Below are 13,820 nucleotides of genomic sequence, written 5' to 3' on the forward strand. Positions count from 1 at the left end.
GCCGGGCCCGACCGTACGCGGCTGTGCCGCACAGGCGACAAGCGGGGACGTCTCATGACCGTGATGACCGTTGGATCCGAGTTCCGTGGGGGCACCGCGGGCCGTGAGCAGGCCGGGGCGGCAGCCGCCCAGTTGGCGCTGTTCGCCGCGCTGTGGGCCACCGTGGGCCTGGACGCCGTGGGCTGGCTGACCGGGACCGTCTACGCGGCGGGCACCTGGGCGCTGCTGGCCGCGGGCCTGCGGGGGGCGGGGCGCCGCTCGCTGGGCCCGGCCGACCACGTCACCCTGGCCCGCGCGGTGCTCGTCGGTGGTGTGACGGCCATGGTGGCGGGAGGCGTCGCGCACGGTGCGCCGCTGCTCACCGGGCTGACCGCGGTGGCGCTGGCCCTGGACGCGGTGGACGGCAAGGTCGCGCGGCGCACGGGCACCTCGTCCGCGCTGGGCGCGCGCTTCGACATGGAGGTCGACGCCTTCCTGATCCTCGTGCTCAGCGCGCGGCTCGCCTTCACGCTGGGCCCGTGGGTGCTGGTGATCGGCGCCATGCGGTACGCCTTCGTCGCGGCGGCCTGGGTGCTGCCGTGGCTCAACGCCCCGCTCCCGCCGAGCTTCGCCCGCAAGACGGTGGCGGCGCTGCAGGGCGTCGTCCTGCTCCTCGCCTGCTCGGGGCTGCTGCCCGCGGGGGCCTCGGCCGGGCTGACGGTGCTGGCGCTGGGGTCGCTGGTGTGGTCGTTCGGCCGTGACGTGCTCTGGCTGTGGCGCCACCGCCCGGCCCTGCGGTCCACCGCGGGACCGGCGCCGGCCGGCGCGGCGGAGGCGGACATCCGCGTCCTGGTCTCCGCCTCCGCGGGCGGCCCCGCCTCCTGACCCGCCGCGTCCGGGGCCCCGGCAGCGCCCTGCGCCGCCGGGGCCGATCGCTCCGCAGGGGCCGCACGACGTGCGGGACCTCGGTCCGGGGTCGCCGGCGTCGGGCCGGGACCCGGGTCGGCCACGCACGGGCGACACGGTCGGGGTTCGCAGGGCGCCGGGGCACGCCGCAGGCCACTGCCCGCGAGGCAGTCCGGCCCTCACCGGGATGTCAAAGGCTCCGGCCCCATCGGTAAAAAGTGCCGCCACCGCTTCACCGCGGTGGCGGCGGGCACCCGAGCGCCGACCGGCTCAACGCGCCATCGCCCGGCGGGCCGCCGCACGTCCTGGCTCGGCTGTCGCGACGCGACGCGCGGCGCGCGCACGACGCCCACCGCGCCGGTGCGCTCAGGCGTCCTGGCGCGGCAGGTAGCGCAGCAGCACCACGTCGCCGATCTGCCGGGTCTCCGCGAGCGTCATCCGCTGCTGGGGGCCCTGGGGGAAGACCGCGGGGTGCACCATGCGCGGGGCGTCGGCCTGGCCGACGAAGAACGGCGCGTACACCAGGTGGAGTTCGTCGACGAGTCCGGCGCTGAGGAACATGGTGTGCACGACGCCCCCGCCCTCGACCATGAGCCGTTCGACGCCGCGCGCGGCGAGGTCGGCGAGCAGGAGCCGGACGTCCAGCGGCTCTCCGGCGTCGACGACGGAGCAGCGGTCGCCCAGGCGTTCGCGGACGCAGTCGCTCGCGCCGGACGTCGTGTAGACGACCTTCTCGCACTCCCCCGTGGTGAAGAACCGGGCGCCGGGGTCGAGTTTGCCGCTCTCGGTGACCGTCGCCTTGAGCGGTGTCGGCGACAGCCCGGCGCGGACGCGCCGTTCGCGGCGCTCGGCGGAACACACCAGCAACCGCGGGTCGTCGGACCGTATGGTGTTGGCCCCCACGAGGATGGCGTCCATCCCGGAGCGGACCTCGTCGATCCGGTCGAAGTCCTCCTCGTTGGAGAGCAGCAGCCGGGTCGTGCTCGTGTCGTCCAGGCATCCGTCCAGCGAGGAGGCCACGGACATCAGTACGTACGGGCGCGATCTCATGGGGACACATTGCCGCACGCCGGCGTTCGCGCACGTGAAGCTTTCGTAAGTCGGATGTCAGGGGCCGGATGGATGTAGGGTCCGCCGATCATCGTGCGGCCTGGTCAGGCCGCGCCGGTGCGTCGGTCCGCCGCCCGTCAGTCGCGCACCCCTTCGAGCACGTCGAGCGCGAGGGTGTCGTCGGCCTCGTGGGAGAGGGAGACGGTGACGCGGGTGCACAGGCCCGTGAAGCGCTCGCGCACGGCCCGGCCGACGGCCCGCGGTTCGCCGTGGACGGCGAAGGCGCCGAGGACGTCGTCGTCGACCAGCCGGCCCATCTCCGCCCAGCGGCCGCGCACGGACAGCCGGTGCAGTTCGTCGTGGAGGCCGCCCCAGCCGTGGAGGTCGAGCACGGCGCGGTAGGCGGGGGTGGAGGCGTAGAACGCGATCCGTTCGCGGGTGGCGGTGAGGGCCGCCGCGTACTCCTCCTCGGTGCGTCCGGTCGCGACGAGGGCGTTGCACACCACGTCGAAGGGCCGCTCCGGGTGTTCGGAGGACTCCCGGGCCTTGCGGACGGCGGGGAGGGTGACCTGCCGCAGGTGGTCGGCGGAGGTGAGGGCGTGGCAGATCAGCCCGTCGGCGACCTCGCCCGCGACGGCGGTCATCATCGGGCCGACGCCGGCGAGCCAGATGCGGGGCGGGCCGGACGCCAGGGGCCCGGGGTCGAACATCGGCGTCATCAGGGTGTGGGTGTAGAACTCGCCCCGGAACCGCAGCCGTTCGCCGGTCTGCCAGCTGTGCCAGATGGCGCGCAGGGCGCCCGTGAACTCCTTCATGCGAGCGGCGGGCCGTGACCAGGGCATGCCGTAGCGGTGGGTGATGTGCGGCTTGACCTGCGAGCCGAGGCCGACGGTCAGCCGCCCGCCGGAGAGCCGCTGGACGTCGTACGCGGCCGTGGCCACCGTCATCGGGTTGCGGGCGAAGGCGATCGCGACACCGCTGACCAGGTCGGCCCGCCGGGTGGCGCCCGCGGCGAGGGCGAGCTGGAGGAAGGCGTCGTGCCGCATCTCGTTGACCAGCACACCGTCCGCGCCGTGCGCCTCGGCGCGGGCCGCCGCGTCGGCGGTCCGCTCGACGGGGCCGGTGAAGGTGAAGTCGGCCTTGAGGGGCGCGGTCGGGGGCGTCACGCGCCGGCTCCCGCCGCCGGGCCGGCCGCCTCGGTGAGCCGCGGGGGCGCGGCCTGCCGCCAGGAGTCGGCGACGATGTCGCGGAGCTCGTCCACGTCGTCCAGGGCGGCGAGCCGCACCCGCACCCAGTTCGACCCGGCCTCGTGCGGCGGGACCCAGAACTTCCCGGGCTCGGCCGCGATCAGCTCGCCCCGCTCGTGCATGGGGCAGCGCACCGCGAAGGAGGACTCGTCGTCGGGCAGCGTGAGGTACATCCTCCCGGCGACCCGGAACGTGGGCATGTTCCAGGCCTCCTTCTCCACCGTCTCGGGCAGCGAGAGGGCGATGCGTCGGACGTCTTCGGAATCGGGCATGCGCCCACCGTAGCCATCGCCTACGACAACGGGCGCGCCGCGTGCGCGCCGCTCCGGCGGGGCTGAGTAGCAAGAGGAAACCTAGGTGTAGACTGTGGTTCCCCGCCGCACGGTCGCGAGTACGTGACCGGGCGGCGTCCACGACGTCCAGGAGGGAGCGGCGATGGCGACCGGACGGCACGTGTCGGGCCCCGAGGAGGACCAGCCGGCCTGCTCCATCGAGCGCAGCCTGCAGATCCTCGGTGAGCGCTGGTCCCTGCTGGTGCTGCGCGAGGTCTTCGCAGGACGGCACCGCTTCGCCGAGATCCAGGCCTCGCTGGGCATCGCGCCCAACCTCCTCAGCACCCGGCTCAAGCTGCTCGTCGACGCCGGGGTGCTGTGCACCCGCACCTACCAGGAGCCGGGCAGCCGGCAGCGGCAGAGCTACCACCTGACCGACGCCGGGCGGGAGCTGGACCTGGTCATGGCCTCCCTCCAGCAGTGGGGCGACCGCCACCGGCCCCGCCCGTCCGGCCCCTCCGCGCTCCGGCGTACCCACTCGACCGGCCAGGCCGTGCACGTCGGCTTCCTCACCGACGACGGTCGCGAGGTGCCGGGCGCCGACGTCTCCATCGCGGTGATGCAGTCCTCCGGGGCGGCCTGACCGGCGGGCGACGGGCGCCCGCCCGGTCGTACGGCCCGCCTCAGCGCAGGTCGGCCGCCGCTTCGGCGGCAGCGGTGTCGTCGAGGAAGCCGCCCGACTGGTGCTGCCACAGCTTGGCGTAGGCCCCGTCCTCCGCGAGCAGCTCCTGGTGGGTGCCCTGCTCGACGATGCGCCCGCGGTCCAGGACGACCAGCCGGTCCATGCCGGCGACCGTGCTCAGCCGGTGCGCCACCACGAGCGCCGTCCGCCCCTCCATGAGCTGCCACAGCGCCTCCTGGACGAGGACCTCGCTCTCCGAGTCCAGGGCGCTGGTCGCCTCGTCGAGCAGCAGGATCGGCGCGTCCCGCAGGATCGCCCGGGCGAGGGCGACCCGCTGCCGCTGTCCGCCGGAGAGCTTGATCCCGCGCTCGCCGACCATGGTGTCGAAGCCGCCGGGCAGCGCGTCGGCGAACTCCGTGACGTGGGCCGCCCGGGCCGCCCGGCGGATCTCGCCCTCGGTGGCGTCCGGCCGGGCGAAGGCGATGTTGTCCCGCAGCGAGCGGTGGAACATCGCGGGGTCCTGCGGCACGTAGGAGATCAGGCTGCGCAGGTCGGCCTGGCGCAGCCGGCTGATGTCCTGCCCGCCGACGAGGATCCGGCCGCCGTCGATGTCGTTCATCCGCAGCAGCAGCCGGGTGAGCGTGGTCTTGCCGCCGCCGGACCGGCCGACCAGCCCGACCCGGGCACCGCTGGGCACGGCCAGGTCGAGCCCGTCGAAGAGCGGCTTACCGCCCCCGTGGGCGAACGTCACGCGCTCGAAGCTGACGCCGGCGCCCCGGGACCGCAGCGGCTCCGGCGCGGGCGGGTCCAGCACGGTGGGCGGCTCCAGCAGCAGCTCGGTGAACTGCGCGGCCTCCGTCATCGAGCTCTCCAGGCGGCGGTAGATCTGGTTGAACTCGAACATGATCCGCGTCGCGTTGGAGTAGTAGGTGAAGGCCACGACCACCGCCTCCACGCCGTGCGTGCCCGCGCCGAGCGTGACCGCGAGCAGCAGGCCGAGCGCGTTGGTCAGCACGGACAGCGGTGCGACCAGGGTGTCGATGCGCAGGTTGCCGTAGTCCCACGACTTGAGCGTGAGCCTGCGCGACTCGGCGACGCGGGAGCGGTGCTCGGCGGCCTCGCGTTCCTCGGCGGCGAACGCCCGGACGGTGTCCATGTTCATGAGGCTGTCGGCGACGTGCCCGGACACCCGGGCGATGGCCTCCTCGCGCCGGCGGACCAGCGCCTGGCGCCGCCGGATGAGGGGCGCCACGCACAGCCCGGTCACCGCGATCATCACCAACAGGCCCACCACCAGCAGCGGTTCGTAGGCCCAGAGCACCACCGAGCCGAACAGCAGCGGTACGAAGCTGCCGAGGACGTTGAAGGTCAGCGTGTCGACGAACTCCTCGAAGCGCGAGGCGAAGCTCAGCACCCGCTTGGTGAGGGACCCGGCGAAGTTGTCGTGGAAGAACGACGCGTCCTTGGCGAACAGCTCGTCCATGCCCACCACGTACAGGTGCTCGATGCCGAGGGCGTCGAGGCGGTTGAGGCAGTGCAGGCCGATCCGCCAGAGCGTCTCCGCGAGCAGCAGCACGCCGGCGAAGACCAGGACGTAGGGCAGGGTGCTGCCGAGGCCGGGGGCGGTGCCGTCGACGAACCCGCCGACGAGCTTCGCGACGACCAGCGGCGCGACGTAGTTGATGCCGATGTTGCCGAGGGCCGGCGACAGCATCGCCGGCAACGTCAGCCGCCGTAGCCGGGCCAGTTCCCTTCCGTAGTGACGAAGTGCCAGGAGCACCGGGCCCCTGGACTTCCGGAACCTGTGCGATTCAGGCGTTCCCATCTCCACCCTGCGGTGTCGTGCGGCGCGCTGCCGCGTCCTTGTCCGGGAGGTGCCGCTGCCACCGTCGCGGCGCGGCGCTCGACCGGGGCCGGCGGTCCGCGCGGCTCGCGACGAGGCCGGCGTGCGATCGGTGGGCGGTCCGGACGTGGCAGTGTCCCGCGACGGCCGGGGCGGAGTCCAAGCGTTTTCCGGCCCCTCGGCACGGCGCACTGAGGCTTCCCGGCGCACGGGCGGGGCCCCGGGCGGCGCGGCCCCGACGGGGGGCGGCCGGGCGGCGTGCCCTCGCCCCTTCCGCGCCTGCTGTGCCGCAAACGCAACCAGCGGGTTTGTCACGAATGACAAACCCGCTGGTCAGCACCGTCGGGACGACAGGATTTGAACCTGCGACCCCTTGACCCCCAGTCAAGTGCGCTACCAAGCTGCGCCACGTCCCGGTGCCGGATCGCGCCGGGCTTCCACCCGGCCGACCGCGCACGAGAACAATACCGCACGTCGTCGGGTGCTCGCTCGCACCATTCCCGCCCCCGCGCGGTCCCGCCGTGGCGGCGTACCCGGCCCGGGATGAGTAGCCGTACTCATGTGGCGCGGGCCACGACGGCCGATGCTTCGGGTATGGCCAATCCGATCCAGCAGCAGAACACGGCGGCCTACTCGGCCCAAGCCGCGATCTCGTTCGCCGTCGCCCTCGGGGCGATGGTCGTGGGCATCGCCTACCTGCCGGTCGGCCCGTGGGTGCGGGCCTTCCTGGCGGTGGGCCTGCTCTACGTGGTGACCTCGGCGTTCACGCTCGCCAAGGTCGTGCGCGACCGGCAGGAGGCCGGCCAGGTGACGAGCCGGGTGGACCAGGCCCGGCTGGACAAGCTGCTGTCCGAGCACGACCCGTTCAAGGTCGACGGGGTGTAGCCGGCGCGTCGCCCAGCAGGTAGCGCGCGCCGGGGCCCTTGGCGGCCGCGGTGTCGTCCGGGTTGTACAGCGTGCACTTGCGCAGGGAGAGGCAGCCGCAGCCGATGCAGCCGGTGAGGTTGTCCTTGAGCCGGTGCAGCTCCGCGATCTGCTCGTCGATCCGGCGGGTCCAGGTACGGGCCACGGCGTTCCACTCGGCGGCGCTGGGGGCGCGGTCCTCGGGGAGCCGGGCCAGGGCCGCGCCTGCCTCCTCCAGCGACAGGCCGACGCGCTGGGCGGCCCGGATGAAGGCGACGCGGCGCAGCGTGGTGCGCGCGTAGCGCCGCTGCCCGCCGGCGGTGCGCTCGGAGCGGATCAGGCCCAGGTCCTCGTAGTAGCGCAGGGCCGAGGTGGCCAGGCCGCTGCGGGCGGCGAGCTCGCCGATGGCCAGGCGGTCGCGGCGGGGTGCGGGGTCGCTCATGCGGCCGAGGGTACCGCTTGACCTCAAGCCGACTTGAAGTTGCACCCTCGACTCATGACTCCGACCAGTGCGGACACCGCGTACGACTACGACGACCTCCGGCGGCTGATGTCGCTCATGACCGGCGACGAGAAGCACGGACCCGCCGCCACCTCCACCCTCGACGTGCTGTGGGTGCTCTACGACCGGGTGCTGCGGGTGACCCCCGGGACGGCGGAGGACGCCGGCCGGGACCGCTTCCTGCTCTCCAAGGGCCACGGGCCGATGGCGTACTACGCGGTGCTGGCCGCCAAGGGCTTCCTCCCGGTCGAGTGGCTGCCGGACTTCGGCTCCTTCGGCTCGCCGCTCGGCCACCACCCGGACCGTGTGCTCGTGCCGGGCGCCGAGATCGGCTCCGGCTCGCTCGGCCACGGGCTGCCGATCGCGGTGGGCAGCGCCCTGGGGCTGCGGGCGCAGGGCCTGACCGACGCCATGGTGTGGGTGCTCGTCGGCGACGCCGAACTGGACGAGGGGAGCAACCACGAGGCCGTGGCCTACGCCGGCGCCGTCGGTCTGGAGGGTCTGCACGTCGTCGCCGTCGACAACACCTCCGCGACCTACCGGCGCCCCGGAGGCCCCGCCTCGCTCTTCGCGGGCGAGGGCTGGTCCGTCACCGAGGCCGACGGCCGCGACCACGAAGCGCTCTACGAGGCGTTCACCGCACCGCACCCCGGACGGCCGCACGCCGTCGTCGCCCGTGTCGAACCCAAGCCGTGACCACCGCCCCGAACCGAGGAGACCTTCCCATGGACACCATGCGTGACCGCTTCGGCGCCGTCGCCACCCGCCTGCTGGACGAGGACCCCCGGCTGGCCGTCGTGCTGGCGGTCATCTCCGGGGAGCGCTTCACGGACGCCGCCCGCGACCACCCCGACCGGGTCATCGACGTCGGCATCCGCGAGCAGCTGCTGGTCAGTGTCGCCGGGGGGCTGGCGCTGACCGGGCTGCGGCCGATCGTCCACAGCTTCGGCAGCTTCCTCGTGGAACGCCCCTTCGAGCAGGTCAAGCTGGACCTGGGGCACCAGGACGCCGGCGCGGTGCTGGTCAGCTGGGGCGCCTCCTACGACATCGCCTCGGGCGGCCGCACCCACCAGGCCCCCGGTGACGTCGCCCTGCTGGACACCCTCGACGGCTGGACCGTGCACGTGCCCGGCCACCCGGACGAGGCCGAGGCCCTGGTCCGGCACGCGGCGGCCGACGGCGACAACCGGGTCTACGTACGGCTCAGCGAGCAGTCCAACCGCACCGCGCGGCCGGTCGAGCCGGGCCGGTTCCGGGTGCTGCGCGAGGGCCGGGCAGGCGTGGTCGTCGCCGTCGGCCCCCTCCTGGACGCGGCGCTGGCGGCGGTCGCGGACCTGGACGTCACGGTGCTGTACGCCGCCACGGTGCGCCCCTTCGACGCCGCCGGGCTGCGGGCGGCCGTGGCGGGCACGGACGCGGCGGACGTGGTGCTGGTCGAGCCGTACCTGGCGGGCACGTCGGCGCCGCACGCCGCCGAGGCACTGCTCGACCTGCCGCACCGCGTCCTCGCACTGGGCACCGCCCGCGAGGAACTGCGCCGCTACGGCACCTGGCAGGAGCACGTGGCGGCACACGGCCTGGACGCCACCGGGCTGCGCGCGCGGATCGGGGGCTTCCTGGCGCTCTCACGGCGCCCGGTGGGGTCGGGCGCCCGTTAGCGGCGGGCGCCCGCCGGGCGGGGGGCGCCGGCACGGACGGCCCGGCTGTCGCGCGCGGCGGCCGACGGGCGGAGGGCCGGGGCGCGGCGCGGCTCGGGGCGGTGGCGGTCCCGCACCGCCTCAGTGGTCCGGCGCCCTCCCCCGCGCCGGAGGCGCGCTAGCTCCAGGGGAGCTCCGAGCGGTGCCGCCAGTACGCGGGGGCCGGTTCGGCCAGGGCCGTGAGCCGGGCCAGCTGTCCCGCGTCCAGTCCGACGGTGGCGGCCCGGGCGTTGGCGGCGACCTGACCGGGCGTCGCGGCGCCGGAGAGCACGATGCCGGCCCAGGGGCGGCGCAGGACCGCGGCGAGGGCCACCGCGTCGGGCGTGGCGCCGGTCAGGCCGGCCACCTCGGCGAGGGGTGAGTCCGGATCGGCCGTCGCCAGGCGGCCGTTGGCCATGGCCTCCTTGACGATCACGGTCACTCCCGCGTCGTGCGCCTCGGCCAGGGCGGGCCCCGCGGACGGCTCCAGCAGGTTGTAGGTGGCCTGCACGAAGGTGAACAGGTGCTGCCCGTCCACCGTCACCTTCAGCGCCGCGCGGATCGCCTCGGCCTGCAGCGGACCGCTGGTGGACAGGCCCACGGCCACCCCTTCGGCCGCCAGCCGGGCGAGGCGCGCGTGGAGTTCACGGTCGGCGAGGGCGGGGCTGTCCGGGGTGACGGAGTGGATCTGGTAGAGGTCCAGGCGGTCGCCGAGCAGCGCGCGGGTCTCGGCGATCTGCCGGTCGTACGTGGCGGTGCCGTGGTCCTTGACCTCGTGCACCTCGGCGTCGACCCGCCAGTCGGCCGTGTAGGTGTAGCCCCACTTGCTGCCGACCACCACGTCGGTGGCCTCGGGGTGGGCGTCCAGCCAGCCCGCGAGGAACTCCTCGGCGCGGCCGTAGGAGCGGGCCGCGTCGAAGTACCGGATGCCGGTCGCGTACGCGGCGTCGAGGACCGCGTGGGCACGGTGCCGCATCGCCTCGACGGTGCGGTCGGCGGGCAGGTCGGCGGCGCGGCCGAGGTCGATGTACGCCGGACGGCCGACGGCGGCGAGGCCGAGACCCAGCCGCGGCAGGGGGGCGGTGACGAGTCGTTCGAAGGGCACGTCCGCCACCGTACTCCCGGTGGAGTACGCCGATCCGGTGCCTGAGGCGGACGTCGCGGGTGATCACCGGAATGCATAGTGGGAACGTCACACTCGTCGTCCCCGTCCGAGGATCACGCATGCGATTCGCCCTGCCCAGGACCTGGCGCACGCGGCGGCGGCTGGCGGCCGGTGCCGCCACCCTCGCCCTGCTCGCCGGAGGCGGCGTCGTCACCCTTGCGACGGCCGACTCCCCCGCACCCGTGCGCCGCCAGGACCGGGTCTTCTCGATGCCCGAGGCCCCGGGCGGCTCCGCGAAGGTGCGGATCGACACCTCCTACTTCACCTCCGGCGGGTCGGCGCCGCGCCCGGCGGTGCTGCTCGCGCACGGGTTCGGCGGCAGCAAGGACGACATGCGGGCCCAGGCCGAGTCCCTCGCCCGCAGCGGCTACGCGGTGCTGACCTGGTCCGCGCGCGGCTTCGGCACCTCCGGCGGGCGGATCGGGCTCAACTCCCCGGACGCCGAGGTCGCCGACGTCTCACGGCTCGTCGACTGGCTGGGCCGGCGGCCCGAGGTGCTGCGCGACGGCCGGGACGACCCGCGGGTCGGTGTCGCGGGGGCCTCGTACGGCGGGGCCATCTCGCTGCTGGCCGCCGGGTACGACCGGCGGGTGGACGCCATCGTGCCCGTGATCACCTGGTGGGACCTCGGTGAGGCGCTCTTCCCGCAGGGCGTGTTCAAGAAGCTGTGGGCGGGGGTCTTCTTCTCCACCGGCTCGCGCGGCGCCGCGTGCGGCTTCACCGCCGAACTGTGCGCGATGTACGACCGTTCGGCGGTCGCGGGCCGTCCGGACGCCGCGACGCTGCGGCTGCTGACGCGCTCCAGCCCCTCCTCGGTGGCCGGACGCATCAAGGTGCCGACCCTGGTGGTGCAGGGCCAGAACGACTCGCTCTTCCCGCTCGACCAGGGCGACGCCATCGCGCGTGCCGTCGCCGCCAACGGCGCCCCCGTGGCCGTCGACTGGTTCTCCGGCGGGCACGACGGCGGCGACCAGGAGACCGCCCGGATCGAGGCGCGCACCACCGCCTGGTTCGACCGCTGGCTGAAGAAGGACGAGGGCGCCGACACCGGGCCCGCGTTCCGCGTCACCCGCACCGGAGGCGTCGACACCACCGACGGCAGGGCGGTACGGCGCGGCGCGGACGCCGACGCGTACCCGGGGCTCGAGGGCACGCGGACCCGTACGGTCCCGCTCGAGGGACGTACCCGGACGGTGGCCAACCCCGCGGGCGGCAGCCCGCCGGCGATCTCGGCGGTGCCGGGGGTGGGCGCGCTCTCCCAGCTCTCCGACCTCGGCCAGGGACTCTCGCTGTCCCTGGACTTCCCCGGTCAGCGCGCCGCCTTCGACTCCGCGCCGCTGACCTCCGCGCTGCGTCTGACGGGCGCGGCGACCACACGGGTCACCGTCGACACGGACGCACCCGCCGGCGCGGTGCTCTTCGCGAAGCTGTACGACGTGGCCCCGGGCGGCAACGAGACGCTGCCGCACCAACTGGTCGCACCGCTGCGGGTGGCGGGCGACGGCACGGTGGGGGTGCGGCTGCCCGCCGTGGACCACGAGTTCGCCGCCGGCCACCGGCTGCGGCTGGTGCTGTCCACCACCGACCTCGGCTACTCCTCCCCCCTCGCGGCCGCCACCTACCGGGTGTCGCTGCCCGAGGGCGCCGCGCTGACCCTGCCGACGGACCCGGAACTGACCACCGCCCAGGGCGCGCTGCCCGCGTGGGTGTGGCTGCTGCCGGTCGCCGCGCTCGCGCTGGCCGCGGCGCTGCTGCTGACCGGCCGCCGCCGGGCGGGCGCCGTACGGCAGGCACCCGACCCGGACCTGGCGGACGTCCCGCTGGAGATCTCCGGGCTGTCCAAGCGCTACCGCGGGGCCGCGGACCGTTACGCGGTGCGGGAGGTGTCGTTCCGGGTGGAGCGTGGCCAGGTGCTGGGGCTGCTCGGCCCCAACGGCGCCGGCAAGACGACGACGATGCGCATGATGATGGGCCTCATCCGCCCCGACGCGGGCACCATCAGGGTGTTCGGGCACGCGATCCGGCCCGGGGCGCCCGTGCTGTCCCGGGTGGGGGCCTTCGTGGAGGGCGCGGGCTTCCTGCCGCACCTGACGGGGCGGGCCAACCTGGAGCTGTACTGGCGGGCCACGGGCCGGCCGGCGGCCGACGCCCACGTCGAGGAGGCCCTGGAGATCGCGGGCCTGGGCGAGGCGCTGGAGCGCGCGGTGCGCACGTACTCGCAGGGCATGCGGCAGCGGCTCGCCATCGCGCAGGCCATGCTGGGCCTGCCCGACCTGCTCATCCTCGACGAGCCGACCAACGGGCTCGACCCGCCGCAGATCCGCGAGATGCGCGACGTGGTGCGCCGCTATGCGGCCGCCGGCCGTACCGTCCTCGTCTCCAGCCACCTGCTGTCGGAGGTCGAGCAGAGCTGCACGCACCTGGTCGTCATGGACAAGGGGCGGCTCATCGCCGCCGGTCCGGTCGGCGACATCGCCGGGAGCGGGCAGACGCTCTTCGTCGGCGCGCCGGGCATGGCGGACGAGGCGCGGGAGGCGGTCGCGGCGAAGCTGTCGGCGCTGCCCGGCGTCGAAGCGGCGGAGTCCGCGGACGGCGGGCTGCTCGTCCGGCCGGGCACGATGGCCGTGCCGGAGCTGCTGTCCGAACTGCTGCGGCTCGACGTGCCGGTGGAGCGCGTCGGCCCGCACCGCCGCCTGGAGGACGCGTTCCTGACCCTGATCGGAGCTCCCGCGTGACCGAGACCCTGGAACTGGCCGAGGGGTACCGTCCGGGCCGCACCCTCCCGCTGCGGGTCGAGGCGGTACGGCAGTTGCTGCGGCGCCGTACGCTCGTCGCGTTCGGCGTCGTGCTCGGCCTGCCGGTGATCGTGTGGGCGGCCTTCGCCATCGGCGGCACCCCGCGGGGCCGGAACTCCGGCCCGACGATGATGGACGTGGCCACCGCCTCCGGCGTCAACTTCTCGCTGGCGGTGCTCTTCGTCTCCTCCGGCTTCCTGCTGACGATCCCGGTCGCCCTCTTCTTCGGCGACACGATCGCCTCGGAGGCCAACTGGTCCTCCCTGCGCTACCTGCTGGCCGCCCCGGTGCCCCGGGCCCGGCTGCTGGCGTCCAAGGCCCTGGTGTCGCTGGTCTTCAGCGCCGCCGCCGTGCTGGCGCTGCCCGCGGTGGCGCTCGGCGTCGGCGCGCTCGCCTACGGCTGGGGCGACCTGGAGCTCACCACGGCCGGCTCGCTGCCCCCGGGCACCGCGACGGGACGGCTCGCGATCGCCGCGCTCTACGTCTTCGTGGGCCAGTTGGCCGTCGCGGGCTTCGCCTTCTGGCTCTCCACGCTCACCGACGCGCCGCTGGGCGCGGTCGGCGGGGCCGTGGGCGTCGCGATCCTCTCCAACATCCTGGACGCGATCACGGCGCTGGGCTCGCTGCGGGACGTCCTGCCGACGCACTGGCAGTACGCCTGGATCGACGCGCTCCAGCCTCGCCTGGAATGGACGGGCATGCTCAAGGGCACCTCGGTGTCGCTCTCCTTCGCGGTGGTGTTCTTCGCGCTGGCCTTCCGCGGCTTCCGGGGGAAGGACATCGTCTCCTGAGGGGCTCCT

The 13,820-nt window shown here is 74.6% G+C and carries 13 protein-coding genes and 1 tRNA gene; 7 read left to right on the forward strand and 7 right to left on the reverse strand.

What is annotated here, in order from left to right; translation table 11 throughout:
* The first annotated feature begins 63 nt into the window (after positions 1-63).
* Positions 64-864 (forward strand): CDP-alcohol phosphatidyltransferase family protein, encoded by an 801-nt coding sequence (locus ABZ479_RS28680; protein WP_500464256.1) that lies wholly within the window; start codon positions 64-66, stop codon positions 862-864.
* A gap of 387 nt (positions 865-1,251) precedes the next feature.
* Here ABZ479_RS28680 and ABZ479_RS28685 read toward each other — a convergent pair whose 3' ends face one another.
* From ABZ479_RS28685 to ABZ479_RS28695, 3 genes are all read right to left on the reverse strand, one after another.
* Positions 1,252-1,935 (reverse strand): RibD family protein, encoded by a 684-nt coding sequence (locus ABZ479_RS28685; protein ID WP_500464257.1) that lies wholly within the window; start codon positions 1,933-1,935, stop codon positions 1,252-1,254.
* Positions 1,936-2,072: 137 nt separating this feature from the next.
* Positions 2,073-3,101: a TIGR03617 family F420-dependent LLM class oxidoreductase gene (locus tag ABZ479_RS28690; protein WP_500464258.1), complete on the reverse strand. Its 1,029-nt coding sequence runs from the start codon at positions 3,099-3,101 to the stop codon at positions 2,073-2,075.
* The gene (locus tag ABZ479_RS28695; RefSeq protein ID WP_500464259.1) at positions 3,098-3,454 is read right to left on the reverse strand and encodes an MmcQ/YjbR family DNA-binding protein; all 357 of its coding nucleotides are present in this window, start codon (positions 3,452-3,454) and stop codon (positions 3,098-3,100) included. Before ABZ479_RS28695 ends, ABZ479_RS28690 begins: the two co-directional genes overlap by 4 nt.
* Before the next feature lie 163 nt (positions 3,455-3,617).
* On the opposite strand from ABZ479_RS28695, the gene ABZ479_RS28700 reads away from it, so the two are divergent.
* Positions 3,618-4,097 carry a winged helix-turn-helix transcriptional regulator gene (locus tag ABZ479_RS28700; RefSeq protein ID WP_500464260.1) on the forward strand — a complete coding sequence of 160 codons (480 nt, stop codon included), beginning with the start codon at positions 3,618-3,620 and terminating at the stop codon, positions 4,095-4,097.
* Between the two features lie 40 nt (positions 4,098-4,137).
* On the opposite strand, the gene ABZ479_RS28705 is transcribed toward ABZ479_RS28700, so the two are convergent.
* Together ABZ479_RS28705 and ABZ479_RS28710 are read right to left on the reverse strand one after the other, a co-directional pair.
* Positions 4,138-5,961, reverse strand: coding sequence for an ABC transporter ATP-binding protein (locus tag ABZ479_RS28705; RefSeq protein WP_500464261.1), 1,824 nt, complete (start codon positions 5,959-5,961; stop codon positions 4,138-4,140).
* 360 nt (positions 5,962-6,321) lie between these two features.
* A tRNA-Pro gene (locus ABZ479_RS28710) sits at positions 6,322-6,395 on the reverse strand.
* 178 nt (positions 6,396-6,573) lie between these two features.
* Here ABZ479_RS28710 and ABZ479_RS28715 point away from each other — a divergent pair.
* Positions 6,574-6,864 carry a YiaA/YiaB family inner membrane protein gene (locus ABZ479_RS28715; protein WP_026251357.1) on the forward strand — a complete coding sequence of 97 codons (291 nt, stop codon included), beginning with the start codon at positions 6,574-6,576 and terminating at the stop codon, positions 6,862-6,864.
* Here the strand turns inward: ABZ479_RS28715 and soxR are convergent.
* Complete coding sequence (gene soxR, locus ABZ479_RS28720) at positions 6,845-7,324, reverse strand: redox-sensitive transcriptional activator SoxR (RefSeq protein ID WP_500464262.1); 480 nt, start codon at positions 7,322-7,324, stop codon at positions 6,845-6,847. The two genes, ABZ479_RS28715 and soxR, sit on opposite strands and share 20 nt — an antisense overlap.
* A 54-nt stretch (positions 7,325-7,378) precedes the next feature.
* Between soxR and ABZ479_RS28725 the strand changes: the two genes are divergently transcribed.
* Complete coding sequence (locus ABZ479_RS28725) at positions 7,379-8,080, forward strand: thiamine pyrophosphate-binding protein (RefSeq protein WP_500464263.1); 702 nt, start codon at positions 7,379-7,381, stop codon at positions 8,078-8,080.
* Between the two features lie 29 nt (positions 8,081-8,109).
* Positions 8,110-9,042 (forward strand): transketolase family protein, encoded by a 933-nt coding sequence (locus ABZ479_RS28730; protein WP_500464264.1) that lies wholly within the window; start codon positions 8,110-8,112, stop codon positions 9,040-9,042.
* A gap of 157 nt (positions 9,043-9,199) precedes the next feature.
* On the opposite strand, the gene ABZ479_RS28735 is transcribed toward ABZ479_RS28730, so the two are convergent.
* Positions 9,200-10,165 carry an aldo/keto reductase gene (locus ABZ479_RS28735; protein ID WP_500464265.1) on the reverse strand — a complete coding sequence of 322 codons (966 nt, stop codon included), beginning with the start codon at positions 10,163-10,165 and terminating at the stop codon, positions 9,200-9,202.
* A gap of 119 nt (positions 10,166-10,284) precedes the next feature.
* On the opposite strand from ABZ479_RS28735, the gene ABZ479_RS28740 reads away from it, so the two are divergent.
* Together ABZ479_RS28740 and ABZ479_RS28745 are read left to right on the forward strand one after the other, a co-directional pair.
* Entirely contained in the window at positions 10,285-12,960 is a 2,676-nt protein-coding gene (locus ABZ479_RS28740; protein ID WP_500464266.1) for an alpha/beta fold hydrolase, read from the forward strand.
* Complete coding sequence (locus ABZ479_RS28745; RefSeq protein ID WP_499604408.1) at positions 12,957-13,811, forward strand: ABC transporter permease; 855 nt, start codon at positions 12,957-12,959, stop codon at positions 13,809-13,811. Before ABZ479_RS28740 ends, ABZ479_RS28745 begins: the two co-directional genes overlap by 4 nt.
* Positions 13,812-13,820: the final 9 nt, after the last annotated feature.

The organism is Streptomyces sp. NPDC005722 (genome assembly GCF_040630935.1).
Classification (GTDB): domain Bacteria; phylum Actinomycetota; class Actinomycetes; order Streptomycetales; family Streptomycetaceae; genus Actinacidiphila.